Raw genomic sequence first — 25,693 nt, forward strand, 5'->3', positions numbered from 1 at the left:
GGCGTGCCGCTCTTGAACCAGGTTTTCAGGTTTTGCTGTTTCACGTTCACGGACGTCTACCTTTCCAGAGCCTCAGAGCGACGCGTACTTCTTGCGCAGGCGGGTGCGGATCAGCTCCGCCAGGGTGTTCATCACGAAGGTGAAGGCCAGCAGTACCAGCGCGGCGAGGAACAGCACGCGGTAGTGGGTGCTGCCCACCTCGGACTCCGGCATTTCCACCGCCACGTTGGCGGCCAGGGTGCGCAGGCCCTCGAAGATGTTCATCTCCATGATCGGCGTGTTGCCGGTGGCCATCAGCACGATCATGGTCTCGCCCACCGCGCGGCCCATGCCGATCATCAGCGCCGAGAAGATGCCCGGGCTGGCGGTGAGGATCACCACGCGGGTCAGGGTCTGCCACGGCGTGGCGCCCAGGGCCAGGGAGCCGAAGGTCAGGCTCTTCGGCACGCTGAACACGGCGTCCTCGGCGATCGAGAAGATGTTGGGGATCACCGCGAAGCCCATCGCCAGGCCGACCACCAGGGCGTTGCGCTGGTCGAAGGGGATGCCCAGGTCGTTGGACAGCCACAGGCGCATGTCGCCGCCGAAGAACCAGTTCTCCAGGTGGCCGCTCATGCTCAGGGCGAAGGCGCCGACGCCGAGCACCACCGGGATCAGCAGCGCGGCTTCCCAGCCGTCCGGCACGCGCAGGCGGATGCCCTCCGGCAGGCGGCTCCAGATCCAGGCGGCGAGGACGATGCCGAGCGGGGTCAGCAGCAGCAGGCTGAAGATGCCCGGCAGGTGGCCCTCGACGTAGGGGGCGAGGAACAGGCCGGCGAAGAAGCCGAGGATCACCGTCGGCAGCGCCTCCATCAGCTCGATCACCGGCTTGACCTTGCGGCGCATCGCCGGGGCCATGAAGTAGGCGGTGTAGATGGCCGCGCAGATCGCCAGCGGGGCGGCCAGCAGCATGGCGTAGAAGGCCGCCTTGAGGGTGCCGAAGGCCAGCGGCGCCAGGCTCAGCTTGGGCTCGAAGTCGGTGTTGGCCGAGGTCGACTGCCAGACGTGCCTGGGCTCGTCATAGCTCTCGTACCAGACCTTGCCCCACAGCGCGCTCCACGACACTTCCGGGTGCGGGTTGTCGACCACGAAGCGCTTGAGCTGGCCGTTGCTCTCCACCAGCACGCGGCTGGCGCGCGGCGACAGGGCGGCGACCGCGGCGCCGTCGGCGACCGGCTCGGTGAGCAGGGTGCGGTGCGCGGTGCTGTGGAAGATGCCCAGGGTGCCCTTGGCGTCCAGGGCCATGAAGCCCTTGCGGCGCTCCTCGGCGAGGATCTGGGTCACCGGGCTGTCGCCCAGCTGGAAGTCGCGGATGCGGGTCAGGCTGGCCTTGCCGTCCTGGCCGCGGACCATGAACCACTGGGCGATGCCGCCTTTCGAGTCGCCGACCATCAGCGACAGGCCGCCGAGCAGCGGGCTGGCGGTGGTGATCTCGGTGCCGGCGTCGCGGGCCAGGTCGTAGCGGCCGTTCAGGCTGTTGTTGCGCAGGTCGAACACGTCGGCGGTGGCGCGGCCGTTGAACACGTACAGCCACAGGTGGCGCGGATCGATGTCCAGGGCGCGGATCGGGTCGGCGATCTGCGGCAGGTCGATGCGCCGCTCGCTGAGGCTGGTCTCGCCGGTGAACAGGTTCTCCTCGCGCTCGAGGCTCAGCACGTGCAGCTCGGCGCCGGTGGAGGCGGCCAGCAGCAGGGTCGAGTCGTTGAGGCTGACGCCGACGGTGTCCAGCGCGCGGCCCTGCGGGTCGAGGGCGATCGGCGCCTCGCCGAACGGGTACTCGACCACCGGGACGATGGTCTTGACGTTGTTCGGGTAGGACACCTTGTAGTTGTGCTGCAGCACCAGCACCTGGCCGTTGGACAGGCCCAGCGCCACGCGGCGGCTGCCCGGCTGGTCCTGGCCGACCGAGCGGATGGTCGTCCCGGCCGGCAACGGCAGGCCGACCCTGTCCAGCGCCGCGCCGTTCTGCAGGTCGAAGAACTGCACGCTGCCGGCGCGATCCAGACGCATGGCCACCTGGTTCTGCTCCTCGATGGCCAGCAGCAGCGGCTGCTCCTGCTGGGCCAGCCAGGCCGGCTGCTGGGCGTCGCGCGCCTCCAGCGAGGCGCCGCCGAAGATCGGCAGCACCACATAGGCCAGGTAGAAGAAGATCAGGGTGATGGCGGCCAGCACGGCCAGGCCGCCGATGGACACGTACCAGCGCGCCAGGCGGTCCTTGAGTGCACGCATGCGACGCTTGCGCTGCAGCGCCGGGGTATCGAAATCCAGCCGCTGCGATTTTGTGAGAGAGGTCATGGTTTCACGGGCCAAGTCATTCATGCGCACACCCTAGCGGGGCTTTATGACACAAAGATTACAGAGCGGTGACGCGGCGACGCCCGCCACTCTCGCGAGGGTGGCGGGCGTCGCTGGGGTCGGGCTGGCGCCCGGGGCGTCCGTGCCGCCTGCAAGTCGACGACTTACAGGCCCAGCTCCTTGAGGGTCTTCTCGGCGATCTTGCTCGGCAGCGGGATGTAGCCGTCCTTGACCACCACTTCCTGGCCCTGCTTGGACAGCACCAGCTTGATGAACTCGGCGTCCAGCGGGCTCAGCGGCTTGTTCGGCGCCTTGTTCACGTAGACGTAGAAGTAGCGCGCCAGCGGGAACTTGCCGGCCAGGGCGTTGGCTTCGTTGGCCTCGAAGGCTTCGCCGCCCTTCTTGGACAGCGGCACGGCCTTGACGCTGGAGGTCTTGTAGCCGATGCCCGAGTAGCCGATGGCGTTCAGGGTGCTGGAGATCGACTGCACCACCGAGGCGGAACCCGGCTGCTCGTTGACGTTGGCCTTGAAGTCACCCTTGCACAGGGCTTCTTCCTTGAAGTAGCCGTAGGTGCCGGACACCGAGTTGCGGCCGAACAGCTGGATCGGCTTGGCGGCCCACTCGCCGGTCAGGCCCAGGTCGCCCCAGGTCTTGATGTCCTTGTCGCCACCGCACAGGCGGGTGCTGGAGAAGATCGCGTCGACCTGGGCGATGTCCAGCGACTTGATCGGGTTGTCCTTGTGCACGAACACAGCCAGGGCGTCGATGGCGACCGGCACGGCGGTCGGCTTGTAGCCGTACTTCTCTTCGAAGGCCTGGATCTCGTTGTCCTTCATCGGACGGCTCATCGGACCCATGTTGGCGGTGCCTTCGGTCAGCGCCGGCGGCGCGGTGGAGGAACCGGCGGCCTGGATCTGGATGTTCACGTTCGGGTAGTTCTTCTTGTATTCCTCGGCCCACAGGGTCATCAGGTTGGCCAGGGAATCGGAACCGACGCTGGACAGGTTGCCCGACACGCCGGTGGTCTTCTCGTAGGTCGGCAGAGCCGGGTCGATGGCGGCAACCGCACTGGCGGTGGCGACGCCGGCGGCGACGAAGGTCATGGCCGCCATCAAACGCTTCAATTTCATGCCTTGCTCCTAACGGGGGAGGGGATGGTTCGGATCGGGGGCCAGTATCGGCAGGCCGCATGAACACTCTATGAAGCGTTTGTGACAATTGCATGACGACACCGGGCGTGCGGCGGGTTGCCGCGGCCGGGCCCGCCGGCGCTGTCGCTTTGCCCCGGGGCTTGGCACAATTGCCGCTGTGCACAACAACAATTCCCCGAGCCCCGCTGAAAGCATGAACGAATTCGAACAGGAAGATCCCATCCCGCAGGGCGACCTGGCCCTGCAGATCACCGCGCTGCCGCGCGAAACCAACGGCTTCGGCGACATCTACGGCGGCTGGCTGGTGGCGCAGATGGACCTGGCCGGCACCGCCATGGCCAGCCGCATCGCCGGCGGCCGGGTGGCCACGGTGGCGATCGACCGCATGGCCTTCCTGGTGCCGGTGGCGGTGGGCGCGCAGCTGTCCTTCTATACCCAGACGGTGGCCGTCGGCCGCAGCTCGGTACGCCTCTTGGTCGAGGTGTGGAGCGACGACCCGCTGACCAGCGAATGGCGCAAGGTCACCGAGGCGGTGTTCGTGTTCGTCGCCATCGACGCCAGCGGCCGCACCCGCCCGCTGGCGACGCGCGCCTGACGGCGGCCCCGGACGGCACAACGCCAGCCCGAGGGCTGGCGTTGTCGTTTCAGCAGCGCGCGCCGCGATTCAGCTGCGGATGTTGTAGATCAGCTTCTCGTTGTCCTCGGCATAGTCGCGCAGGCGCTTGAGATAGGCCTTCTGCTGCGCCCACACCTTGCCGGCGGCCGGGTCGGCGGCGGCCGCCGCCTCGACCACCTCGGCGGCCACCTCGCGCAGGCGGGCGATCACCGCATCGGGCAGGCGGCGCACCTCGACACCCTCGGCCCTGAGCTTCTCCATCGCCTCCATGTTGCGCGCGTTGTAGTCGTCGAGCATGTCGCCGTTGACGTCGCGGGCGGCGGCGCTGACGATGGCCTTGAGGTCGGCCGGCAGCTTGTCCCAGGCGGCCTGGTTGACGGTCAGCTCGAAGGTCACGTTGGGCTCCTGCCAGCCCGGGGTGTAGTAGTACTTGGCCGCCTTGTGCAGGCCGAGGGCCAGGTCGTTGTACGGGCCGATCCACTCGGTGGCGTCGATGGCGCCGGTCTGCAGGGCGGTGAAGATCTCGCCGGCCGGCAGGTTGACCACGGTGCCGCCCATGCGGGTCAGCACCTCGCCGCCCAGGCCCGGGGTGCGCATCTTCAGGCCCTTGAAGTCGTCGACCGAGTTGATCTCCTTGTTGAACCAGCCGGCGGTCTGCACGCCGGTGGCGCCGCAGGCGAAGGGCACCACGTTGAACGGCTTGTACACCTCCTCCCACAGCTGCATGCCGCCGCCGTAGTGCAGCCAGGTGTTCATCTCCTGGGCGTTGGGGCCGAACGGCAGGGCGCAGAAGAACTGCGCCGCCGGCACCTTGCCCTTCCAGTAGTAGGGCGCGCCGTGGCCCATCTCGGCGGTGCCGCGCGACACCGCGTCGAACACCTCCAGCGCCGGCACCAGCTCGCCGGCCGCGTAGACCTTGACCTGCAGGCGGCCGCTGCTCATCTCGTTGACCAGCCGGGCGAAGCGCTCGGCGCCGACGCCGACGCCGGGGAAGTTCTTCGGCCAGGAGGTGACCATCTTCCAGGTGAAGGTCTGCGCCGGAGCGGCGGCGCCACCCGGGGCACTCTCGTTCTGCTTCTGGCAGCCGGCCAGCGCGGTGGCGGCCAGGCCGACACCGGCGGCGGCGAGTATCTCGCGACGTTTCATGCAGGACTCCTTGTTGTTGTGCGGCGCTGCCATCTGCGGCGGCAGGCGTGCCTCTTGATAACACGGGCGCGGGTTGTCTCTCCAGCATAGTCGCAGCGGCTAGACTGACAGACGGTTATTCCAAATCATCCAGCAATTGCCGTCCGATCATCGCTATTGCGAGAATCGCCGGACTGACCAATTGACAACTACAAGGACCCTCCCATGTCCGACTCACCTCCTGCCCTGCTCAGGCTGGCACGCGGCATCGAGGCGCTCAACGCGCGCTTCGGCAAAGCCTGCGCCTGGCTGACCCTGTTCCTCGTCCTCGGCACCGCCGTGGTGGTGGTGCTGCGCTACGGCTTCGGCATCGGCGCCATCGCCCTGCAGGAAGCGGTGATGTACGCCCACGCCCTGGTGTTCATGGGCGCCGCCGCCTGGACCCTGCAGCGCGGCGGCCACGTGCGCGTCGACATCTTCTACCAGAAGTTCCCGCAGCCCCGGCAGGCGCTGGTCGACCTGCTCGGCCACCTGTTCCTGCTGCTGCCGGTGTGCCTGTTCCTGGCCTGGAACAGCTGGGACTACGTGGCCTCGTCCTGGGCCACCCGCGAGGTGTCCGGCGAGAGCGGCGGCCTGGCCTTCGTCTACCTGCAGAAGAGCATCATCCTGGTCCTGCTGGTCAGCCTGATGCTGCAGGCGCTGGCCGACATCATCATCTACGGCTACCGCCTGGCCGGCCGCGAGCCCTACCCGGAGGTGCACCATGGCTGAGCTGATGGCGATCCTGCTGTTCGTCAGCATCTGCGTGTTCCTCATGTCCGGCTACCCGGTGGCCTTCACCCTGGGCGGCGTGTCGCTGCTGTTCGCCGGCATCGGCATCGTCACCGGCACCTTCGACGGCAGCTACCTGCACGCCCTGCCCAACCGCCTGTTCGGCATCATGAACAACCAGACCATGCTGGCGGTGCCGCTGTTCGTGTTCATGGGCGTGATGCTGGAGAAGTCGCGGGTCGCCGAGGACCTGCTGGAATCCATGTCGCGGCTGTTCGGCACCCTGCGCGGCGGCCTGGCGATCTCGGTGTGCGTGGTCGGCGCGCTGCTCGCCGCCTCCACCGGCATCGTCGGCGCCACCGTGGTGACCATGGGCCTGCTGGCCCTGCCGACCATGCTGCGCCGCGGCTACGACCCGGCCATCGCCACCGGCACCCTGGCCGCCACCGGCACCCTCGGCCAGATCATCCCGCCGTCGATCATCCTGGTGCTGCTCGGCGACGTGATGTCCAGCGCCTACCAGCAGGCGCAGCTGAAGATGGGCATCTTCTCGCCGAAGACCGTCTCGGTGGGCGACCTGTTCGTCGGCGCGCTGATCCCCGGCCTGGTGCTGGTCGGCCTGTACATCCTCTACCTGGTGTTCGTCGCCATCACCCAGCCCAAGCGCCTGCCGGCGCTGCCGCAGGAGGAACTCGGCCCGATCGAGTGGGGCAAGCTGTTCAACGCGCTGATCCCGCCGCTGGTGCTGATCGCCGCGGTGCTCGGCTCGATCCTCGCCGGCTACGCCACCCCCACCGAGGCGGCGGCCCTCGGCGCGGTGGGCGCCATGCTGCTGGCGCTGGTCAAGGGCAAGCTGAACTTCTCCCAGATGCGCGAGGTGGCCTACGGCACCACCGAGATCAGCGCCATGGTGTTCCTGATCCTGATCGGCGCCTCGCTGTTCTCCCTGGTGTTCCGCGGCTTCGGCGGCGAGGTGCTGATCGAGGACGTGTTCAAGCAGCTGCCCGGCGGCGTGCTCGGCGCCTTCTTCCTGGTCATGCTGGTGATCTTCCTGCTCGGCTTCATCCTCGACTTCATCGAGATCATCTTCGTGGTGGTGCCGATCGTCGGCCCGGTGCTGCTGGCCATGGGCCTCGACCCGGTGTGGCTGGGAGTGATGATCGCCCTCAACCTGCAGACCTCGTTCCTCACCCCGCCGTTCGGCTTCTCGCTGTTCTACCTGCGCGGCGTCACCCCGCGCTCGATCCCGACCAGCGTGATGTACAAGGGCATCGTGCCGTTCATCATCATCCAGATCCTGATGCTGGTGGTGGCCTACCTGTGGCCGGGGCTGATCACCTGGCTGCCCGAGGTGGTCTACGGCAAGTGACGCTGCGCTGACGACAAGGGCCGGTCAAAGACCGGCCCTTGTCGTTTGGCCTGCAGAATGCTCGCCTCCTCAGGCCGCCGCTCCGGCGAGTCAGCGCCGTAGGGTGGAAAACGACCGCAGGTCTTTTCCACCGTCAGCCCTGCTGCGTGACTCGACGCAGGGTCGCGGTAGAAAACCGCTGCGCGGGTTTTCTACCCTGCATTTGCTCCGTTACCCCCTGCGCTGCGGCGCCGGCTGCTGCTGGGTGATGCAGTGGATGTTGCCGCCGCCGAGGAGGATCTCGCGGCCCGGCAGCATCACCACCTCGCGCTCGGGGAACAGGCGCTGCAGGGTGGCGGCCGCCTCGGCGTCATGCGGGTCGTCGAAGCAGGGCGCGATGATGCCGCCGTTGACGATCAGGAAGTTGATGTAGGAAGCGGCCAGGCGGATCGCCGGGTCGCGCGGCTGGCTGCCGGCGACCAGGTCGACCCCCGCGCACTCCTCGGCGGTGGCGTGCAGCGGGCCGGGGATCGGCATGCGGTGCACGACCAGCACGCGGCCGCGGGCATCGCGCACCTGCTCGAGCACCGCCAGCGCGGCGCGGCAGCGCGACCAGTTGGGATCGCGCTCGTCGTCGGTCCAGGCCAGCAGCACCTCGCCGGGGCGCACGAAGCAGCAGAAGTTGTCGACGTGGCCGTCGGTCTCGTCGTTGTACAGGCCGTGCGGCAGCCAGATCACCCGCTCCACCGCCAGGTGGGCATGCAGCACCGCCTCGATCTCGCCGCGGGTCAGCTGCGGATTGCGGTTGGGGTTGAGCAGGCACTCCTCGGTGGTCAGCAGGGTACCCTCGCCGTCGACATGGATGGCGCCACCCTCCAGCACGAAGCCTTCGGCGCGGTAGCGCGCGCAGCGCTCGATCTCGAGGATCTTGCCGGCCACCTGGTCGTCGCGGTTCCACGGCGCGTACAGGCCGCCGGCGAAGCCGCCCCAGGCGTTGAAGGTCCAGTCCACGCCGCGCACCTCGCCGCGGCCGTCGACCACGAAGGTCGGCCCGGTATCGCGCACCCAGGCGTCGTCGCAGCTCAGCTCGACCACGCGGATGTCGCCGTGGGCCAGGCGCGCGCGGGCGTTCTCGTACTGCGCCGCACTGACCCCGACGGTCACCGGCTCGAAGCGGACGATGGCCTTCGCCACCGCGGCGAAGGCCGCCTGCGCCGGCTTGGCGCCGAGGCGCCAGTTGTCCGGCCGCTCCGGCCAGAGCAGCCAGGTCTGCGCATGCGGCTCCCATTCCGCCGGCATGCGGAAACCGTCGGCGCGCGGGGTGGTGTTCAGGGTGGTCATCGCGGCTACCTGTCGAGCTTGATCGTTCCCGCGCTCCCGCGTGGGAGCGCAACCGGGGACGCTCCGCGTCCCCTCTGATTCCCTGCCTATTGCTTGATCGTTCCCACGCTCCTGCGTGGGAACGTCGCTGGAGACGCTCCGCGTCTCTGCGGATGGCCGCGCTACTCGGAGCGCTGCACGCCATCGAGGGTGGCCAGCGCGCCGTACAGGTTCGGCCGGCGGTCGCGGAACACGCCCCAGGCGCTGCGGGTGTGCTCCAGCTGGTCGAGGTCGAAGCTGTGCACCAGGACGCCCTCCTCGTGCTCGCCCAGCTCGGCGACCTTGGCGCCGAACGGGTCGGCGATGAACGAGGAACCGTAGAAGGTGATGTGGTAGTCGTCCTGGTCCTCGCGGCCGATGCGGTTGCTGGCGATCAGCGGCATCAGGTTGGCGCCGGCGTGGCCCTGCTGCACGCGCTGCCAGTGGTCGCGGGAGACGATGGTCGGGTCGTGCGGCTCGCTGCCGATGGCGGTCGGGTAGAACAGCAGCTCGGCGCCCTGCAGGGCCATGGCCCGCGCGCACTCGGGGAACCACTGGTCCCAGCAGATGCCCACGCCGATCTTCGCATAGCAGGTGTTCCACACCCGGAAGCCGCTGTCGCCGGGGTTGAAGTAGTACTTCTCGTGGTAGCCGGGGCCGTCGGGGATGTGGCTCTTGCGGTAGCTGCCGAGCAGGCTGCCGTCGGCGTCGATGACGGCGACGCTGTTGAAGCGCGCCCGCCCGGCGCGCTCGAAGAAGCTGATCGGCAGCACCACCTTGAGCTCGCGGGCGACCTTGCGGAAGTGGGCGATGGCCTCGTTGCCTTCCAGCGGAGTGGCCAGCTGCAGGTAGTCGGGGTTGGGCTTCTGGCAGAAGTACGGGGTCTCGAACAGCTCCTGCAGGAGGATGATCTGCGCCCCCTGCGCCGCCGCTTGGCGCACCAGCTTCTCGGCGTTGGCGATGTTGGCGGCGCGTTCCCAGGAGCAGGCCATCTGGGTGGCGGCGACGGTGACGATGCGGGACATGGCGACCTCGTGGCGACGCGGAAGGAAGTGCCTTCAAGCTGGCAGAGGATGGCGACGGGGTCAAATGGCCAAGGCCCTGGGTCGAGAGCCGAGGACGGCAGGGTGGCTGGCCACCCCGCCGCTGGCCGATGATTCAGACCGTATGCAGGTACCAGTTGTACTCGAGGTCGGAGATCGAGTGCTCGAACTCCTCCAGCTCGTGCTCCTTGCAGGCGACGAAGATGTCGATGTAGTCGGGGTTGATGTAGCGACCGAGGATCTCGCTGTCGTCCAGCGCGCGCAGGGCGTCGCGCAGGTTGTTGGGCAGGCTCTGCTCGAGCTGCTCGTAGGAGTTGCCCTCGATCGGCTCACCCGGCTCGATGCGATGGCTCAGGCCGTGGTGCACGCCGGCCAGCAGGGAGGCCATCAGCAGGTAGGGGTTGGCGTCGGCGCCCGCCACGCGCTGCTCGATGCGCAGCGCGTCGGGGTTGCCGGTGGGCACGCGCAGGGCCACGGTGCGGTTGTCCATGCCCCAGGACGGCGCATTGGGCACGTAGAACTGCGAGCCGAAACGGCGGTAGGAGTTGACGTTGGGGCAGAGGAAGGCCATCGACGCCGGCAGCGTCTCCAGCACGCCGCCGATGGCGTGGCGCAGGGCGTCGTTGTCCTGCGCGTTGTCGGCGGCGAAGATGTTGCGTCCGTCGCGATCCAGCAGCGAGATGTGCACGTGCAGACCGTTGCCGGCCTGGCCCGGGTAGGGCTTGGCCATGAAGGTGGTGTCCATCTCGTGGTCGTAGGCGGTGTTCTTGATCAGCCGCTTGAGCAGCACCGCGTAGTCGCAGGCCGCGAGCGGGTCGGCGACGTGGTTGAGGTTGACCTCGAACTGCGCCGGCGCGCTCTCCTTGACGATGGCGTCGGCCGGGATGCCCTGGATGTGGGCGCCGTCGAGGATGTCGCGCAGGCAGTCGGCGTATTCGTCGAGGTCGTCGATCGAGTAGACCTGCACCGCCTGCGGACGCTTGCCGGAGATCGGCGAACGCGGCGGCTGCGGGCGGCCGTTCACGTTCTCCTGGTCGATCAGGTAGAACTCCAGCTCGAAGGCCGCGCACACGGTCAGGCCCATGTCGGTGAAGCGCTGCACCACCTGGCGCAGCACCTCGCGCGGATCGGCGAAGAACGGCCGGCCTTCCATTTCGTGCATGGTCATCAGCAGCTGGGCGGTAGGCCGGCGCTGCCAGGGCTCCATGCGCAGGGTGCCGGGAATCGGGAAGCACACCCGGTCGGCATCACCGATGTCGAGCCCGAGGCCCGAGCTTTCCACGGTCGAGCCGGTGATATCCAGGGCGAACAGCGAAGCGGGAAGGTTGATGCCCTTTTCGTAGACCTTGAGCAGATTGCTGCGGTCGATGCGCTTGCCGCGCACCACGCCGTTCATATCCGCGATCAGAAGGTCAACGAACTGCACCTCGGGATGTTCCGCAAGGAACTCGTTCGCTTCCTTGAGCAGAACAGCACTCGTAGCGGCCGACATGATGGAACACCTTATATCTTGTTAAAAATATCAATCACGTATGTGCTCAGTTTTGAGTCAATCCCAAAGCCAATGGCTTGTCAATAGGCCCAAATGTTGCACGATGTCAGGGCGGCACGACCTCTTTCAGGGCGACGCCCGTGCCGCGAACGGCGGGCAACTGGCGCCGTTCGTCGCACCTGTTCAGGCAATCCTGCAGGTGTTGTCGAATAAATCGAACAAGTCTAAGCTCGGGCCAGATCACCCACTGCGACCTACCGGTGCCCCATGTCCCGCCAGCCCCTGATCGGCGTCACCGCCTGCAGCAAGCAGATCGGCCTGCACCCCTTCCACATCGTCGGCGACAAGTACCTGCGCGCCGTGGCCGTCGGTGCCGGCGGCCTGCCGCTGGTGATCCCGGCCCTGCCCGGGCTGATCGACATCGAGGCCCTGCTCGGGCATCTCGACGGCCTGCTGTTCACCGGCTCGCCGTCCAACGTCGAGCCGCAGCACTACCAGGGGCCGGCCAGCGAGCCGGGCACCCACCACGATCCGGCGCGCGACGGCATCACCCTGCCGCTGATCCGCGCCGCGGTGGACGCCGGCGTGCCGCTGCTCGGCATCTGCCGCGGCTTCCAGGAAATGAACGTGGCCCTCGGCGGCAGCCTGCACCAGCGCGTGCACGAGGCCGGCCCGTTCATGGACCACCGCTCCGACGACGAGGCCCCCGTGGAGGTGCAGTACGGCCTCAGCCACCCGCTGCACGTGCAGCCGGGCGGCCTGCTCGAGCGCCTGGGCCTCGGCCCGCAGTTCGAGGTCAACTCGGTGCACGGCCAGGGCGTCGAGCGCCTGGCTCCCGGCCTGCGCGTCGAGGGCCTGGCGCCGGACGGGCTGGTCGAGGCATTCTCGGTGGAGCGGGCGCAGACCTTCGCCCTCGGCGTGCAGTGGCACCCGGAGTGGAAGGTGGCCGAGCACCCGGCCTACCTGGCGATCTTCCGCGCCTTCGGCGACGCCTGCCGCGAGCGCGCCAGCCGACGCTGAGCCATGCTGTAAGGGATTACCGACGGGCAACGAACCGAGGTCGTTATGGCTACCAAGCTGGACCGGCTGAGCAACTGGCTGAAGGAACGCAAGATCATCGAAGTGGAGTGCCTGGTCACCGATCTCAACGGTATCGCCCGCGGCAAGATCGCGCCGACCAGCAAGTTCCTCGCCGAGCGCGGCATGCGTCTGCCGGAGAGCGTGCTGCTGCAGAGCGTGACCGGCGACTACGTCGAGGACGAGATCTACTACGAGCTGCTCGATCCCGCCGACATCGACATGTTCTGCCGTCCGGACGAGCACGCGGTATTCCTCGTCCCCTGGGCCGCCGAGCCGACCGCCATGGTGATCCACGACAGCTACGACAAGGTCGGCAACCCCACCGACCTGTCGCCGCGCAACGTGCTCAAGCACGTGCTCAAGCTCTACGCCGAACGGGACTGGCAGCCGATAGTCGCGCCGGAGATGGAGTTCTACCTGACCCAGCGCTGCGACGATCCCGACTACCCGCTGCAGCCGCCGGTGGGCCGCTCCGGGCGCCAGGAGACCGGCCGCCAGTCGTTCTCCATCGACGCCGCCAACGAGTTCGACCCGCTGTTCGAGGACATGTATGCCTGGTGCGAGGCCCAGGGCCTGGATCTGGACACCCTGATCCACGAGGAAGGCACCGCGCAGATGGAGATCAACTTCCGCCACGGCGACGCCCTGCAGCTGGCCGACCAGATCTTCGTGTTCAAGCGCACCCTGCGCGAGGCGGCGTTCAAGCACGGCGTCACCGCCACCTTCATGGCCAAGCCGATGACCGGCGAGCCGGGCAGCGCCATGCACCTGCACCAGAGCGTGGTCGACCGCAAGAGCGGGCGCAACGTGTTCTCCAGCGAGGACGGCAGCATGAGCGAGCTGTTCCTCAACCACATCGCCGGCCTGCAGAAGCTGATCCCCGAGGCGCTGCCGCTGTTCGCCCCCAACGTCAACTCGTTCCGCCGCTTCCTGCCCGACACCTCGGCGCCGGTCAACGTCGAGTGGGGCGAGGAGAACCGCACCGTCGGCCTGCGCGTGCCGGACGCCAACCCACAGAACCGCCGGGTGGAGAACCGCCTGCCGGGCGCCGACGCCAACCCCTACCTGGCCATCGCCGCCAGCCTGCTGTGCGGCTACGTCGGCATGGTCGAGGGCCTGCACCCGTCGCCGCAGGTCAAGGGCCGCGCCTACCAGCGGCGCAACCTGCGCCTGCCGCTCAACATCGAGGCGGCGCTGGAGGCCATGGAGCAGTCGAAGACCCTCGAGCGCTACCTGGGGCGGCGCTTCTGCCGCGGCTACGTGGCGGTCAAGCGGGTCGAGAACGAGAACTTCAAACGGGTGATCAGCTCCTGGGAACGAGAGTTCCTGCTGCTCTCGGTGTGAGCGCAGACACCCGGTCACCACTTGCATCAGGGGGAATCGCAATGACCCAGCACCGCAGTACCGCCGAGTGGCAGGCCCTCGGCCGCGAGCACCTGCTCGCCCCGTTCACCGACTACAAGCAGCTCGGCGCCAAGGGCGCGCGCATCGTCACCCGGGCCGATGGCGTCTACCTGTGGGACAGCGAGGGGCACAGGATCCTCGACGGCATGGCCGGCCTGTGGTGCGTCAACGTCGGCTACGGCCGCCGCGAACTGGCCGACGCCGCGCACCGGCAGATGCTCGAACTGCCCTACTACAACCTGTTCTTCCAGACCGCCCACCCGCCGGCCATCGAGCTGGCCGCGGCGATCGCCGAGATCGCCCCGCCGGGCATGCAGCATGTGTTCTTCACCGGCTCGGGCTCGGAGGCCAACGACACCGTGCTGCGCCTGGTGCGCCACTACTGGGCGATCAAGGGACAACCGTCGAAGAAGGTGATCATCGGCCGCATCAACGGCTACCACGGCTCCACCGTGGCCGGCGCCAGCCTCGGCGGCATGAAGGCGATGCACGAGCAGGGCGACCTGCCGATCCCCGGCATCACCCATATCGCCCAGCCCTACTGGTACGGCGAAAGCGGTGCGATGGGGCCGGAGGAGTTCGGCGAATGGGCCGCCAACGAGCTGGAGAAGAAGATCCTCGAGGTCGGCGAGGACAACGTCGCTGCCTTCATCGCCGAGCCGATCCAGGGCGCCGGCGGGGTGATCATCCCGCCGGAGAGCTACTGGCCGAAGGTGCGCGCGATCCTCGCCAGGCACGACATCCTGTTCGTCGCCGACGAGGTGATCTGCGGCTTCGGCCGCACCGGCGAGTGGTTCGGCAGCCAGTACTACGGCCTCGAGCCGGACCTGATGCCGATCGCCAAGGGCCTGACCAGCGGCTACCTGCCGATGGGCGGGGTGATCGTCCGCGATCACGTGGCGCAGACCCTGGCCGAGGGCGGCGAGTTCTACCACGGCTACACCTACTCCGGGCACCCGGTGGCGGCCGCCGTGGCGCTGGAGAACATCCGCATCCTGCGCGAGGAGAGGATCGTCGAACGGGTCAAGGCCGAGACGGCACCCTATTTGCAGAAACGCTGGCAGGAGCTGGCCGACCACCCGCTGGTGGGCGAGGCCCGCGGCCTGGGCATGCTCGGCGCACTGGAGCTGGTCAGGGACAAGAAGAGCCGTGCTCGTTTCGAGGGCGGCATCGGCATGCGCTGCCGCGAGCACTGCTTCCGCAACGGCCTGATCATGCGCGCGGTGGGCGACACCATGATCGTCTCGCCGCCGCTGGTGATCACGCCCGAGCAGATCGACGAGCTGGTCGCCCTGGCGCGCAAGTGCCTGGATGCCACCGCTGCCGAGGTGCGCGGCTGAACGCCGGGCGCCGCCGGCGTTGCCGCTACAGTTTCGCTGGCGGCGGTTGAGTGGCACGGCACTCCTTGCCAGACTCTGCAGCCGTGCGCTGGCCAGATGCAGCGGGGCGCGGACAGCAACGGCGCACCAGCGGACGGACCGGCCCAGCCGCCGATACAGACGGCAGCCGGCCCCGACCGGGGAAACCATTAGGAACCTTAAGGAAGCACAACCCGATGAAAGCATTCGCCAAGACCCTCCTCGCGGCCGCCCTGGCCGCCACCGTGGCCGGCGCGGCCCAGGCCGACGACAAGGTGCTGCACGTCTACAACTGGTCCGACTACATCGCGCCGGACACCCTGGCCAAGTTCGAGAAGGAATCCGGCATCAAGGTGGTCTACGACGTCTACGACAGCAACGAGACCCTGGAAGCCAAGCTGCTGGCCGGCCAGTCGGGCTACGACATCGTGGTGCCGTCGAACAACTTCCTCGCCAAGCAGATCAAGGCCAAGGTCTACCAGCCGCTGGACAAGTCCAAGCTGCCGAACTGGCAGAACCTCAACAAGGATCTGCTCAAGACCCTGGAGGTCAGCGACCCGGGCAACCAATACGCCTTCCCCTACATGTGGGGCTCGATCGGCATCGGCTACAACCCGGAGAAGGTCAAGGCCGCCCTCGGCGACAACGCCCCGGTCAACTCCTGGGACCTGCTGTTCAAGCCGGAGAACATCGAGAAGCTCAAGGGCTGCGGTGTCAGCTTCCTCGACTCGCCGACCGAGATCCTGCCGATCGCCCTGCACTACCTGGGCTATCCGACCGACAGCCAGGATCCCAAGCAGCTCAAGGAAGCCGAGGCGCTGTTCCTGAAGATCCGCCCGTCGGTGACCTACTTCCACTCCTCCAAGTACATCTCCGACCTGGCCAACGGCAACATCTGCGTGGCGGTGGGCTACTCGGGCGACGTCTACCAGGCCAAGTCGCGCGCCGAAGAGGCCGGCGGCAAGGTCAAGGTGTCCTACAACATTCCCAAGGAAGGCGCCGGCACCTTCTTCGACATGGTGGCCATCCCCGCCGATGCCAAGAACCCCGAGGCCGCCCACGCCTTCATGAACTTCCTGATGAAGCCGGAGATCATGGCCGAGATCACCGACGTCGTGCAGTTCCCCAACGGCAACGCCGCGGCGACCCCGCTGGTGGCCGAGGCGATCCGCACCGACCCGGGCATCTACCCGAGCGACGAGGTCATGAAGAAGCTGTACACCACCGTCGACCTGCCGGCCAAGGTGCAACGCGACATGACCCGCAGCTGGACCAAGATCAAGTCGGGACAGTAAGACCACGCGCCGTTCCGGGGCGCCGGCGCTGCCGGCGCCCCGGACGTGCAGCACCGACCAGCGAGGTCTGCCGGTCACCCTTCCTGTCTGCCGCGCGTCACGCTTTCCGGCGCTGACCGAACAACACGAGGAGCCGACCATGCAGCCCACCCTCCCCCTCCTGCCGACCCTGTTCGCCGGTCTGCTGCTCGGTGCACCGGCCCTGGCCGCGCCCAGCGTGCACATCTACAACTGGTCGGACTACATCGGCGAGAACACCCTCGAGCAGTTCCAGGCCGAGACCGGCATAGTCCCGCAGTACGACGTGTTCGACTCCAACGAGACCCTCGAAGGCAAGCTGCTCGCCGGCAACAGCGGCTACGACGTGGTGGTGCCCTCCAACCACTTCCTCGGCAAGCAGATCCGCGCCGGCGCCTTCCAGAAGCTCGACCGCAGCCTGCTGTCCAACTGGAACAATCTCGATCCCGGGCTGATGCAGCAGCTGGAGCGCAACGATCCCGGCAACCAGTACGCCGTGCCCTACCTGTGGGGCACCAACGGCATCGGCTACAACGTCGAGAAGGTCAGGGAAGTGCTCGGCGTCGAGCGCATCGACTCCTGGGCGGTGCTGTTCGAGCCGGAGAACATCGCCAAGCTGTCCGCCTGCGGCGTGGCCTTCCTCGATTCGGCCGACGAGATGATCCCGGCCATGCTCAACTACCTGGGTCTCGATCCCAACAGCCACGACCCCGCGGACTACGCCAGGGCCGAGGCCCGGCTGCTGGCCATCCGTCCCTACGTGACCTACTTCCACTCCTCGAAGTACATCGCCGACCTGGCCAACGGCGACATCTGCGTGGCCGCCGGCTACTCCGGCGACGTGCTGCAGGCGGCCGAGCGCGCCGAGGAGGCTGGCAAGGACATCGAGATCGCCTACAGCATCCCCCGCGAGGGCGCCAACCTGTGGTTCGACATGCTGGCCATCCCCGCCGATGCCAGGAACGTGCGCGAGGCGCACCGCTTCATCGACTACCTGCTGGAGCCGGCGGTGATCGCCACGATCAGCGAGCATGTCGGCTACGCCAATCCCAACCGCAAGGCCGGCGCCCTGATGGATCCGCAGGTGCGTGGCGACAGTTCCGTCTATCCGCCGCAAGAAGTGCTGGATCGGCTCTTTGTTTCTGCCGAATTGCCCGCTAATGTGCAGCGCCTCATGACCCGTAGCTGGACGCGCATCAAGTCCGGCCGATGACACCATTCAACCGCCCCGGCCAGATGGCCGGGATACCCAGCCTGGGGAGTATTAGATGGCGATAGCCTCCGGTGCCTACAAGAAAGCCCTGACCGGCGTCCAGCAAGCCAAGGAAGTTCTGGTCAGGATCGACCGGGTGACCAAGAAGTTCGACGAGACGGTCGCGGTGGACGATGTGTCGCTGACCATCAACAAGGGCGAGATCTTCGCCCTGCTCGGCGGCTCGGGCTCCGGCAAGTCGACCCTGCTGCGCATGCTCGCCGGCTTCGAACGACCCACCGAAGGGCGCATCTTCCTGGACGGCCAGGACATCACCGACCTGCCGCCCTACGAGCGGCCGATCAACATGATGTTCCAGTCCTACGCGCTGTTCCCGCACATGAGCGTGGAGCAGAACATCGCCTTCGGCCTCAAGCAGGACGGCCTGCCCAAGGCCGAGATCGACGCGCGCGTGGCCGAGATGCTCAAGCTGGTGCACATGACCCAGTACGCCCGGCGCAAGCCGCACCAGCTGTCCGGCGGCCAGCGCCAGCGCGTGGCGCTGGCCCGTTCGCTGGCGAAGAGGCCCAAGCTGCTGCTGCTCGACGAACCGATGGGCGCGCTGGACAAGAAGCTGCGCTCGCAGATGCAGCTGGAGCTGGTGGAGATCATCGAGCGGGTCGGGGTGACCTGCGTGATGGTCACCCACGACCAGGAAGAGGCCATGACCATGGCCCAGCGCATCGCCATCATGAATCTCGGCTGGATCGCCCAGGTCGGCACGCCGATGGACATCTACGAGACCCCGGCCAGCCGCCTGGTCTGCGAGTTCATCGGCAACGTCAACCTGTTCGACGGCGAGCTGGTCGAGGACGACGCCGGCCACGCCAAGATCGCCTGCCCGCAGCTGGAGCGGCCGATCTACGTCGGCCACGGCATCTCCACCCGCGCCGAGGACAAGCGCGTCACCTATGCCCTGCGTCCGGAAAAGCTGCTGCTCAGCACGCAGAAGCCGGAGCTGGAGCATGCCGACTGCAACTGGTCGACCGGCAAGGTGCACGACATCGCCTACCTCGGCGGTCATTCGGTGTACTACGTCGAGCTGCCCTCGGGGCTGGTCGTCCAGGCGTTCATGGCCAACTCCGAGCGCCACGGCAAGCGTCCGACCTGGGACGACCAGGTCTACCTGTACTGGCTCGACGACAGCGGCGTGGTGCTGCAGTCATGAATGTGCTCAAGCGCCTGCTCTCCGGCCGTCACCTGGTCATCGGCGTCCCGTTCTTCTGGCTGCTGCTGTTCTTCATGCTGCCATTCGCCATCGTGGTGAAGATCAGCTTCGCCGAAGTCGACGTGGCCATCCCGCCGTACACCGAGATCGTCACCTGGGCCGACAACCAGCTGACCGTGCTGCTCAACCTCGGCAACTACGTGTTCCTCACCGAGGACGAGCTGTACCTGGCCGCCTACCTCGGCTCGCTGAAGATCGCCACCATCAGCACCCTGCTGTGCCTGCTGATCGGCTACCCGATGGCCTACGCCATCAGCCGCGCCAGCAAGGAGATGCAGACGGTGTGGCTGCTGCTGATCATGATGCCGACCTGGACCGCGATCCTGATCCGCGTCTACGCCTGGATGGGCATCCTCAGCAACAACGGCCTGCTCAACACCCTGCTGCAGAACCTCGGCCTGATCGACGCCCCGCTGCAGATCCTCAACACCGACCTGGCCGTGTACATCGGCATCGTCTACGCCTACCTGCCGTTCATGGTGCTGCCGCTGTACGCCAACCTGGTCAAGCACGACCCCACCCTGCTCGAGGCCGCCGCCGACCTCGGCTGCCGCCACCTGACCAGCTTCTGGAGGATCACCGTGCCGTTGTCGAAGAACGGCATCGTCGCCGGCTGCATGCTGGTGTTCATCCCGGTGGTCGGCGAGTTCGTCATTCCCGAGCTGCTCGGCGGCCCGGAAACCCTGATGATCGGCAAGGTGCTGTGGCAGGAGTTCTTCAACAACCGCGACTGGCCGGTGGCCGCCGCGCTGGCGGTAGTGATGCTGGCGATCCTGCTGGTGCCGATAATCCTGTTCAACCGGAATCAGGCCAAGGAACTGGAGGGCAAGGTATGAAGCGCTTCAGCTTCTCCGGCTGCATGCTGATCGCCGGCATGGCGTTCATCTACCTGCCGATGCTGATCCTGGTGATCTACTCGTTCAACGCCTCGCGCCTGGTGACGGTATGGGGCGGCTGGTCGCTGCACTGGTACGCCGGGCTGCTCGACAACCGCCAGCTGATGAGCGCGGTGGGCCGTTCGCTGGAGATCGCCTGCTACACGGCGATCGCCGCCACCGCGCTGGGCACCCTGGCCGCCTTCGTGCTCACCCGCATCCCGCGCTTCCGCGGCCGCACCCTGTTCGGCGGCATGGTCACCGCGCCGCTGGTGATGCCCGAGGTGATCACCGGCCTGTCGCTGCTGCTGCTGTTCGTGGCCATGGGCCAGCTGATCGGCTGGCCCGCCGAGCGCGGCCTGCTGACCATCTGGATCGCCCACACCACCTTCTGCACCGCCTACGTGGCCATAGTGGTGTCCTCGCGCCTGCGCGAGCTGGACCTGTCGATCGAGGAGGCGGCCATGGATCTCGGTGCGCGGCCGTGGAAGGTGTTCTTCCTGATCACCATCCCGATGATCGCGCCGTCGCTGGCGGCCGGGGCGATGATGTCCTTCGCCCTGTCGCTGGACGACCTGGTGCTGGCCAGCTTCGTCTCCGGTCCCGGCGCCACCACCCTGCCGATGGAGATCTTCTCCGCCGTGCGCCTGGGAGTGAAGCCGGAGATCAATGCGGTGGCCAGCCTGATCCTGCTGGTGGTGTCGCTGTTCACCTTCCTCGCCTGGTACTTCACCCGCCGCGCCGAGGAGCGCCGCAAGCGCGCCATCCTGCAGGCCATGGAGGAGACGGTGAAGGGCAGCTGACCGGCTTTCTCCCGGCCGTAACGCACAAGGGCCACCCTGCGGGGTGGCCCTTGTGCGTTTACCGGATCGAATGGCGCACCATCGCACACACCCTGGTGCGCATGGCGCACCCTACCGGGATTGCCGCCGCCTCACTCCTGCGAGAGCAGCTGCGGCAGCTGCACCGCCAGCTTGGCCGGATTCAGCGGCGCGCGGATGAAGCCGCGCTGGCGGCCGTCGGGGCCGATCAGCGCCAGGTTGCCGCTGTGGTCGACGGTGTAGTGCTGCCTGGTGGTGTCGCCGGGAATGAAGGGGATGCTCACCGCGTTGGCCAGCTGCTGGATCTGCGCCAGCTCGCCGGTCAGGCCGGTGTAGCCGGCGTTGTAGTAGCCGAGGTACTGCTTGAGCTGGGCCGGGGTGTCGCGGTGCGGATCGATGCTGACCATGGTCACCTGCAGGCGCGCCAGCGCCTCCGGCGGCAGCTGGCTCTTGAGCTGGCGCAGCTCGGCCAGGGTGGTCGGGCAGATGTCCGGGCAGAAGGTGTAGCCGAAGAACAGCAGGGTCCAGCGCCCCTTGAGCTGGTCGAGCGCCTGCGGCTGGCCGTTCTCGTCGGTGAGGCTCAGCGCCGGCAGCGCGCGGCTCTGCGGCAGCAGGATGATGCCGGCGTCGGCCAGCGCCGCCGCATCGAGCTGCGACGGCGCGTTGAGCACCTTGCTGACGGTGAGGCCGAGCACCAGGGCGATGGCGGCGACGAGGAACAGGACGGTCTTGTGGATGCGGGTCATGGACTCGGCTTCGTTGGCTAGAACGGAAGTGCCGGCAGATAGTGATCCACCAGCAGCACGATGAACAGGGCGAACAGGTAGGTAATAGAGTACTTGAAGGTCCTGATCGCGGCCTGCGGTCGGCTGTCACGGTACAGCGCCCAGGCCCAGTCGAGGAAGCGCGCGCCGAGCAGCACCGCCCCGGTCAGGTACAGCGGCCCGCTCATGTGGATGACGAAGGGCAGCAGGCTGACGGCGAACAGGATCAGGGTGTAGAGCAGGATGTGCAGCTTGGTGTAGCGCTCGCCGTGGGTCACCGGCAGCATGGGGATCTCCGCCCTGGCGTAGTCGTCCTTGCGGTGGATGGCCAGCGCCCAGAAATGCGGCGGGGTCCAGGCGAAGATGATCAGCACCAGCAGCAGCGCCTCGGCGTCCAGCCGGCCGGTCACCGCGGTCCAGCCGAGCATCGGCGGCGCCGCGCCGGCCAGGCCGCCGATGACGATGTTCTGCGGCGTGGCGCGCTTGAGGAAGCCGGTGTAGATCGCCGCATAACCGAGCAGCGAGGCCAGCGTCAGCCAGGCGGTCAGCGCGTTGGTGAAGAGCAGCAGCAGGGCCTGCCCGGCCAGCGCCAGGGCCAGGGCGAAGGCCAGCGCCGCCGCCGGCGAGACCCGCCCGGCCACCAGCGGACGCAGGCGGGTGCGCGCCATCACCGCGTCGATGCGCCGGTCGACCACGTGGTTGACCGCCGCCGCCGCGCCGGCGCACAGGCCGATGCCGAGGTTGCCGAACAACAGCACGCTCCAGGGCACGCCGCCGTCGGTGGCGAGGAACATGCCGACCAGCGCGGTGATCAGCATCAGCACCACCACCTTGGGTTTGGTCAGCTCCAGATAGTCGCGCCAGCCGGCGCGGGCCTGACGTTGCTGCACCAGTGCGCTCATGGCGTTCCCTCCCCCTCGTTGTTGTTCTTGTGCGGTTGTCCTACAGGCGCGAATAGCGCCGCAGCTCGTCGCCGCCACGGCCGATCAGGCGCAGGCCGGCCCCCTGCCTGGCCGGCGCCGCCGCGCGCAGCCGGTAGTTGACCAGCACCAGCACCAGCAGCAGGCCGGCCCCGCCGAGGTTGTGCGCCACTGCCACCGCCAGCGGCAGGTGCAGCAGCACGTTGGCCAGGCCCAGGCTGACCTGGGCGGCCAGCGCCAGCAGCAGCAGGCCGGCCAGCCCGGACAGACCACCACGGCGCAACTGCCAGGCCAGGGCCAGCAGCAGCAGGCTGACCAGCAGGGCGCCGAGGCGATGGCTCATGTGGATGGCGGTGCGCGCGTCGCTGTCGAGCTGGCCACCGAGGTAGTTGGGGCCGATGTGCTGGGTCAGGTGGAAACCGTTGGCGAAGTCCATCGCCGGCCACCACTGGCCATGGCAGGTGGGCAGGTCGACGCAGGCCACCGCCGCGTAGTTGCTGCTCACCCAGCCGCCGAGGGCGATCTGGCCGATTACCGCGAGCAGCGCCAGTCCCGCCAGCGCGCGCAGGCGCGGCAGCACGCCGGGCAGCGGCGGCAGCGCGCCGGACAGGCGCAGAGTCAGCAGGAACAGCAGGCCGAGGGTGGCGAAGCCGCCGAGCAGGTGCGCGGTGACCACCTGCGGCCACAGCTTGAGGGTCACCGTCCACATGCCGAAGGCCGCCTGCAGCAGCACCAGCGCCAGCAGGGCCAGCGGCAGCCTGAGCGGCTGGCCGGCGCGGTCGCGCCGGCGCACGGCCTGGATCGCGAGGACGAGGATCAGCAGGCCGAGACTGCCGGCGAAGTAGCGGTGGACCATCTCGTTCCAGCCCTTCTCCGCCTCCACCGGGGCGTCCGGGAAATGCCGCTCGGCATGGGCGAGCTGTTCGGCGCTCTGCGGCACGCCGAGGAAGCCGTAGCAGCCCGGCCAGTCCGGGCAGCCGAGGCCGGCGTGGGTCAGGCGGGTATAGGCGCCGAGCATCACCACCAGCAGGGCCAGCAGCGTGGCGCAGAGGGCGAGCCGGTAGCCCGGTCTTCTTGTGCTTGTCGCCATGGCAGATCCTCCCCCCGGATTCCTGCACAGCTGGTCGAAGTCACTCCTGTCTTTGACTCTAGCAGTCCTCCGGCAGGCTGCCCGGCGCTCAGCCGATCTGCGAGATCTTCAGCAGGTGGCGCAGGTCGTCGAGGATATGTTTGCCGTCGCTGCCGACCCGATAGCGCAGCACCAGGTTGCCGTGCGGGTCGACGATCCACAGCTGCGCACCGTCCTGCGGGTAGCGCTCGACATCCAGGCCCAGGCGCTGCAGCTGCGGGTAGGCGGCGCGCAGCTCGGCGTCGTAGTCGACCGGCAGCGCCGCGCCATGGGCGAGGACATGGCCGGCGCGCGGCGCCTCGCGATTGAGGCCGATATGGATCTGCCGCGCCAGGTAGACCAGCGCCCGGCAATCCGCCGCGCAGTCGTCGGCGCTGGTCACCAGCAGCACCCACCGGCGCGGCTCGTCGCCCGCCTGGATGTCCCAGCTGCCGGCCACGCCGAGGTCGGCCGGCGTCTGCCCGGTAGCGATCAGCTCGCCGTGATAGCTGCGGGCCTGCGGCACCCAGAACTGCCAGCGATACATGGCGCTGGCCAGCAGCATCGGCCCGATCACCACGGCCAGCAGGCCGAGCAGTTGCCAGCGCCCGCGACCGCGCCGCGGCAGCGGCTCAAGCGTCAGAGTGGAGCCCATCGTGCACCTCCCGTGCCTGTTTCACGCCGAACCACAGGTACATGCCGAGCAGGGTCGCCGCCAGGGCGAACCACTGCACCGCATAGCCCAGATGCTTCTCCGGCCCCGAAGCCACCACCGGCCAGTCGCCGACGTAGCTGGCCGGGCCGGGCTCGAGGCGCAGTTCGTCGGCCAGCCCGTCGCGCTCCAGCTCGCCCCACAGCGCCGGAGCCTCGACCACGTTGACCAGCCGCGGCCAGCCCTCGCCCGGGGCGCCGTCGCCGAGCAGGAAGGCGCTGCCGGGCGGCCGATAGACGCTGGCCTCCAGGCTCAGCTCGCCGACCGGGGTGTCGAACGCCGGCAGCGCCGCCCGCTGCGGCCAGGGCAGCCAGCCGCGGTTGACCAGCACCCAGCGCCCGCTCGGGCGGTCGAGAAACGGCTGCAGCAGCTCGACGCCGACCCGTCCGCCACGCTGGCGGTTGTCCAGCAGCAGGCTGTGCCCGGCGTCGAAGGTGCCGACCAGGCGCACGCGGCGGAAGGACGGATCGTCCAGCGCCGCCAGCTCGACCAGATCCACGATTGGTGCCTGGCTGCGCGCGGCCTGCTCGGCGAGCAGCTCGCGCTTCTCTCCGGCGCGCTGCAGCTGCCAGCAGCCGAGGCCGAGCAGCAGCGGCAGCAGGGCCGCGACCACCAGGGTCGGCAGCAGGCCCGGGCGGAAACGCCGGTCCCGCGGCGGGACGGCGGCAACCGACACGGCCGCACCCTCACAGCACGTAGACGAAGACGAACAGGCCGACCCAGACCACATCGACGAAGTGCCAGTACCAGCTGGCCGCCTCGAAGCCGAAGTGCTGATCCGGGGCGAAATGCCCGCGCAGGATGCGGATCAGCATCACCAGCAGCATCAGCGCGCCTATGGTGACGTGGGCGCCGTGGAAGCCGGTGAGCATGAAGAAGGTGGCGCCGTAGACGCCGGAGGCCAGGGTCAGGTCCAGCTCGGTGTAGGCGTGCACGTATTCCTCGGCCTGCAGCACCAGGAAGGCGGCGCCGAGCAGCACGGTCAGCGCCAGCCAGGCCTTGAGCGCGGTGCGCCTGTCGTGGCGCAGGGCGTGGTGGGCGAAGGTCAGGGTGAAGCTGGAGGTCACCAGCAGCACGGTGTTGATCAGCGGCAGGTGCCAGGGGTCGATGATCCCCTGCGGCGGCGGATAGGCCTTGGGGTCGGGGTTGTCGAGCAGCGGCCAGCTGAACTGGAAGTCCGGCCAGAGCATGGCGCTGACGCCCTTGTCACCCGCGCCGTCCAGCCAGGGGCCGACGAACACCCGCAGGTAGAACAGCGCGCCGAAGAAGGCGGCGAAGAACATCACCTCGGAGAAGATGAACCAGCGCATGCCCCAGCGGAACGAGCGGTCCATCTGTCCGCTGTACAGCCCGCTGCGGCTCTCGTGGATGACGTTGCCGAACCAGCCGAACAGCATGTACGCCAGCAGCAGCGCGCCGACGAAGAAGATCAGCGGGCCGGCCGAGTCGGCGCGCGCCGCCTTGAGGTCGTTGAACCAGGTGCCCAGGCCGACCACCGTCACCAGCAGGCCGATGCTGGCGATGATCGGCCACTTGCTCTGCTCGGGGACGTAGTACTGCTCGTGGCTGGCCATTGTCGCTCTCCTCGGCCGCGCCGGCAGCGCGGCCTGCTGTGC

Annotated in this window: 23 protein-coding genes; 11 read left to right on the plus strand and 12 right to left on the minus strand. The window is 68.1% G+C overall.

Features of this window, described 5'->3' with window-relative positions; all coding sequences use genetic code 11:
* Positions 1-72: 72 nt before the first annotated feature.
* Together RA210_RS02800 and RA210_RS02805 are read right to left on the minus strand one after the other, a co-directional pair.
* Entirely contained in the window at positions 73-2,358 is a 2,286-nt protein-coding gene (locus RA210_RS02800) for an ABC transporter permease subunit (RefSeq protein ID WP_201485319.1), read from the minus strand.
* Between the two features lie 140 nt (positions 2,359-2,498).
* A complete protein-coding gene (locus tag RA210_RS02805) occupies positions 2,499-3,467 on the minus strand; it encodes a phosphate ABC transporter substrate-binding protein PstS family protein (RefSeq protein ID WP_136490153.1) in 969 nt (322 codons plus the stop codon).
* A gap of 214 nt (positions 3,468-3,681) precedes the next feature.
* Between RA210_RS02805 and RA210_RS02810 the strand changes: the two genes are divergently transcribed.
* Positions 3,682-4,083: an acyl-CoA thioesterase gene (locus tag RA210_RS02810; RefSeq protein WP_136490152.1), complete on the plus strand. Its 402-nt coding sequence runs from the start codon at positions 3,682-3,684 to the stop codon at positions 4,081-4,083.
* Between the two features lie 69 nt (positions 4,084-4,152).
* On the opposite strand, the gene RA210_RS02815 is transcribed toward RA210_RS02810, so the two are convergent.
* The gene (locus RA210_RS02815) at positions 4,153-5,250 is read right to left on the minus strand and encodes a TRAP transporter substrate-binding protein (protein ID WP_201485320.1); all 1,098 of its coding nucleotides are present in this window, start codon (positions 5,248-5,250) and stop codon (positions 4,153-4,155) included.
* A 204-nt stretch (positions 5,251-5,454) separates the two neighbouring features.
* Here RA210_RS02815 and RA210_RS02820 point away from each other — a divergent pair, with 204 nt between their 5' ends.
* Positions 5,455-6,000 (plus strand): TRAP transporter small permease subunit, encoded by a 546-nt coding sequence (locus RA210_RS02820; RefSeq protein WP_201485321.1) that lies wholly within the window; start codon positions 5,455-5,457, stop codon positions 5,998-6,000.
* On the plus strand, positions 5,993-7,369 hold the full coding sequence (locus RA210_RS02825) for a TRAP transporter large permease (RefSeq protein ID WP_201485322.1): 1,377 nt from the start codon (positions 5,993-5,995) through the stop codon (positions 7,367-7,369). The genes RA210_RS02820 and RA210_RS02825 overlap by 8 nt, the downstream gene beginning before the upstream one ends.
* Positions 7,370-7,579: 210 nt before the next feature.
* On the opposite strand, the gene aguA is transcribed toward RA210_RS02825, so the two are convergent.
* From aguA to RA210_RS02840, 3 genes are all read right to left on the minus strand, one after another.
* Positions 7,580-8,689, minus strand: coding sequence for an agmatine deiminase (gene aguA, locus RA210_RS02830; protein WP_201485323.1), 1,110 nt, complete (start codon positions 8,687-8,689; stop codon positions 7,580-7,582).
* Positions 8,690-8,850: 161 nt separating this feature from the next.
* Positions 8,851-9,732: an N-carbamoylputrescine amidase gene (gene aguB / locus RA210_RS02835; protein ID WP_136490146.1), complete on the minus strand. Its 882-nt coding sequence runs from the start codon at positions 9,730-9,732 to the stop codon at positions 8,851-8,853.
* Positions 9,733-9,865: 133 nt separating this feature from the next.
* Entirely contained in the window at positions 9,866-11,242 is a 1,377-nt protein-coding gene (locus RA210_RS02840) for a glutamine synthetase family protein (RefSeq protein WP_136490145.1), read from the minus strand.
* Positions 11,243-11,509: 267 nt separating this feature from the next.
* On the opposite strand from RA210_RS02840, the gene RA210_RS02845 reads away from it, so the two are divergent.
* From RA210_RS02845 to RA210_RS02880, 8 genes are all read left to right on the plus strand, one after another.
* Positions 11,510-12,262 carry a gamma-glutamyl-gamma-aminobutyrate hydrolase family protein gene (locus tag RA210_RS02845; protein ID WP_201485324.1) on the plus strand — a complete coding sequence of 251 codons (753 nt, stop codon included), beginning with the start codon at positions 11,510-11,512 and terminating at the stop codon, positions 12,260-12,262.
* A 45-nt stretch (positions 12,263-12,307) separates the two neighbouring features.
* Positions 12,308-13,666: a glutamine synthetase family protein gene (locus RA210_RS02850; RefSeq protein ID WP_201485325.1), complete on the plus strand. Its 1,359-nt coding sequence runs from the start codon at positions 12,308-12,310 to the stop codon at positions 13,664-13,666.
* A gap of 41 nt (positions 13,667-13,707) precedes the next feature.
* Complete coding sequence (locus RA210_RS02855; RefSeq protein WP_201485326.1) at positions 13,708-15,066, plus strand: aspartate aminotransferase family protein; 1,359 nt, start codon at positions 13,708-13,710, stop codon at positions 15,064-15,066.
* Between the two features lie 215 nt (positions 15,067-15,281).
* Positions 15,282-16,379 (plus strand): polyamine ABC transporter substrate-binding protein, encoded by a 1,098-nt coding sequence (locus RA210_RS02860; protein WP_201485327.1) that lies wholly within the window; start codon positions 15,282-15,284, stop codon positions 16,377-16,379.
* A gap of 139 nt (positions 16,380-16,518) precedes the next feature.
* A complete protein-coding gene (locus RA210_RS02865; RefSeq protein ID WP_201485328.1) occupies positions 16,519-17,610 on the plus strand; it encodes a polyamine ABC transporter substrate-binding protein in 1,092 nt (363 codons plus the stop codon).
* Positions 17,611-17,665: 55 nt separating this feature from the next.
* Positions 17,666-18,817 carry an ABC transporter ATP-binding protein gene (locus tag RA210_RS02870; RefSeq protein WP_201485329.1) on the plus strand — a complete coding sequence of 384 codons (1,152 nt, stop codon included), beginning with the start codon at positions 17,666-17,668 and terminating at the stop codon, positions 18,815-18,817.
* Positions 18,818-18,831: 14 nt separating this feature from the next.
* Positions 18,832-19,713: an ABC transporter permease subunit gene (locus RA210_RS02875; RefSeq protein ID WP_201485340.1), complete on the plus strand. Its 882-nt coding sequence runs from the start codon at positions 18,832-18,834 to the stop codon at positions 19,711-19,713.
* Positions 19,710-20,555 (plus strand): ABC transporter permease subunit, encoded by an 846-nt coding sequence (locus RA210_RS02880; RefSeq protein ID WP_201485330.1) that lies wholly within the window; start codon positions 19,710-19,712, stop codon positions 20,553-20,555. The genes RA210_RS02875 and RA210_RS02880 overlap by 4 nt, the downstream gene beginning before the upstream one ends.
* Before the next feature lie 131 nt (positions 20,556-20,686).
* Here RA210_RS02880 and RA210_RS02885 read toward each other — a convergent pair whose 3' ends face one another.
* The 6 genes from RA210_RS02885 to RA210_RS02910 all read right to left on the minus strand — a co-directional run bounded on the left by RA210_RS02885 (position 20,687) and on the right by RA210_RS02910 (position 25,651).
* On the minus strand, positions 20,687-21,319 hold the full coding sequence (locus RA210_RS02885; protein WP_201485331.1) for an SCO family protein: 633 nt from the start codon (positions 21,317-21,319) through the stop codon (positions 20,687-20,689).
* Between the two features lie 17 nt (positions 21,320-21,336).
* Positions 21,337-22,239, minus strand: a complete 903-nt coding sequence (gene cyoE / locus RA210_RS02890) for a heme o synthase (protein WP_201485332.1) — start codon at positions 22,237-22,239, stop codon at positions 21,337-21,339.
* 40 nt (positions 22,240-22,279) lie between these two features.
* Entirely contained in the window at positions 22,280-23,347 is a 1,068-nt protein-coding gene (locus tag RA210_RS02895; protein ID WP_201485333.1) for a COX15/CtaA family protein, read from the minus strand.
* 88 nt (positions 23,348-23,435) lie between these two features.
* A complete protein-coding gene (locus RA210_RS02900; protein WP_136490133.1) occupies positions 23,436-24,020 on the minus strand; it encodes a hypothetical protein in 585 nt (194 codons plus the stop codon).
* Entirely contained in the window at positions 23,998-24,753 is a 756-nt protein-coding gene (locus tag RA210_RS02905) for an SURF1 family protein (protein ID WP_236574603.1), read from the minus strand. The genes RA210_RS02900 and RA210_RS02905 overlap by 23 nt, the downstream gene beginning before the upstream one ends.
* Positions 24,754-24,763: 10 nt before the next feature.
* Complete coding sequence (locus tag RA210_RS02910) at positions 24,764-25,651, minus strand: cytochrome c oxidase subunit 3 (protein ID WP_136490131.1); 888 nt, start codon at positions 25,649-25,651, stop codon at positions 24,764-24,766.
* Positions 25,652-25,693 lie beyond the last annotated feature (42 nt).

The organism is Pseudomonas sp. OF001 (assembly GCF_904426495.1).
In the GTDB taxonomy this organism is placed as follows: domain Bacteria; phylum Pseudomonadota; class Gammaproteobacteria; order Pseudomonadales; family Pseudomonadaceae; genus Geopseudomonas.

Coding starts and splice junctions, on each gene's coding strand:
- RA210_RS02810 (WP_136490152.1), top strand. CDS start 3,682: ATGAACGAATTCGAACAGGAAGATCCCATCCCGCAGGGCGACCTGGCC.
- RA210_RS02850 (WP_201485325.1), top strand. CDS start 12,308: ATGGCTACCAAGCTGGACCGGCTGAGCAACTGGCTGAAGGAACGCAAG.
- RA210_RS02815 (WP_201485320.1), bottom strand. CDS start 5,250: ATGAAACGTCGCGAGATACTCGCCGCCGCCGGTGTCGGCCTGGCCGCC.
- cyoE (WP_201485332.1), bottom strand. CDS start 22,239: ATGAGCGCACTGGTGCAGCAACGTCAGGCCCGCGCCGGCTGGCGCGAC.
- RA210_RS02910 (WP_136490131.1), bottom strand. CDS start 25,651: ATGGCCAGCCACGAGCAGTACTACGTCCCCGAGCAGAGCAAGTGGCCG.
- RA210_RS02805 (WP_136490153.1), bottom strand. CDS start 3,467: ATGAAATTGAAGCGTTTGATGGCGGCCATGACCTTCGTCGCCGCCGGC.
- aguB (WP_136490146.1), bottom strand. CDS start 9,732: ATGTCCCGCATCGTCACCGTCGCCGCCACCCAGATGGCCTGCTCCTGG.
- RA210_RS02855 (WP_201485326.1), top strand. CDS start 13,708: ATGACCCAGCACCGCAGTACCGCCGAGTGGCAGGCCCTCGGCCGCGAG.
- RA210_RS02860 (WP_201485327.1), top strand. CDS start 15,282: ATGAAAGCATTCGCCAAGACCCTCCTCGCGGCCGCCCTGGCCGCCACC.
- RA210_RS02845 (WP_201485324.1), top strand. CDS start 11,510: ATGTCCCGCCAGCCCCTGATCGGCGTCACCGCCTGCAGCAAGCAGATC.
- RA210_RS02865 (WP_201485328.1), top strand. CDS start 16,519: ATGCAGCCCACCCTCCCCCTCCTGCCGACCCTGTTCGCCGGTCTGCTG.
- RA210_RS02895 (WP_201485333.1), bottom strand. CDS start 23,347: ATGGCGACAAGCACAAGAAGACCGGGCTACCGGCTCGCCCTCTGCGCC.
- RA210_RS02880 (WP_201485330.1), top strand. CDS start 19,710: ATGAAGCGCTTCAGCTTCTCCGGCTGCATGCTGATCGCCGGCATGGCG.
- RA210_RS02840 (WP_136490145.1), bottom strand. CDS start 11,242: ATGTCGGCCGCTACGAGTGCTGTTCTGCTCAAGGAAGCGAACGAGTTC.
- RA210_RS02885 (WP_201485331.1), bottom strand. CDS start 21,319: ATGACCCGCATCCACAAGACCGTCCTGTTCCTCGTCGCCGCCATCGCC.
- RA210_RS02820 (WP_201485321.1), top strand. CDS start 5,455: ATGTCCGACTCACCTCCTGCCCTGCTCAGGCTGGCACGCGGCATCGAG.
- RA210_RS02870 (WP_201485329.1), top strand. CDS start 17,666: ATGGCGATAGCCTCCGGTGCCTACAAGAAAGCCCTGACCGGCGTCCAG.
- RA210_RS02825 (WP_201485322.1), top strand. CDS start 5,993: ATGGCTGAGCTGATGGCGATCCTGCTGTTCGTCAGCATCTGCGTGTTC.
- RA210_RS02900 (WP_136490133.1), bottom strand. CDS start 24,020: ATGGGCTCCACTCTGACGCTTGAGCCGCTGCCGCGGCGCGGTCGCGGG.
- aguA (WP_201485323.1), bottom strand. CDS start 8,689: ATGACCACCCTGAACACCACCCCGCGCGCCGACGGTTTCCGCATGCCG.
- RA210_RS02800 (WP_201485319.1), bottom strand. CDS start 2,358: ATGAATGACTTGGCCCGTGAAACCATGACCTCTCTCACAAAATCGCAG.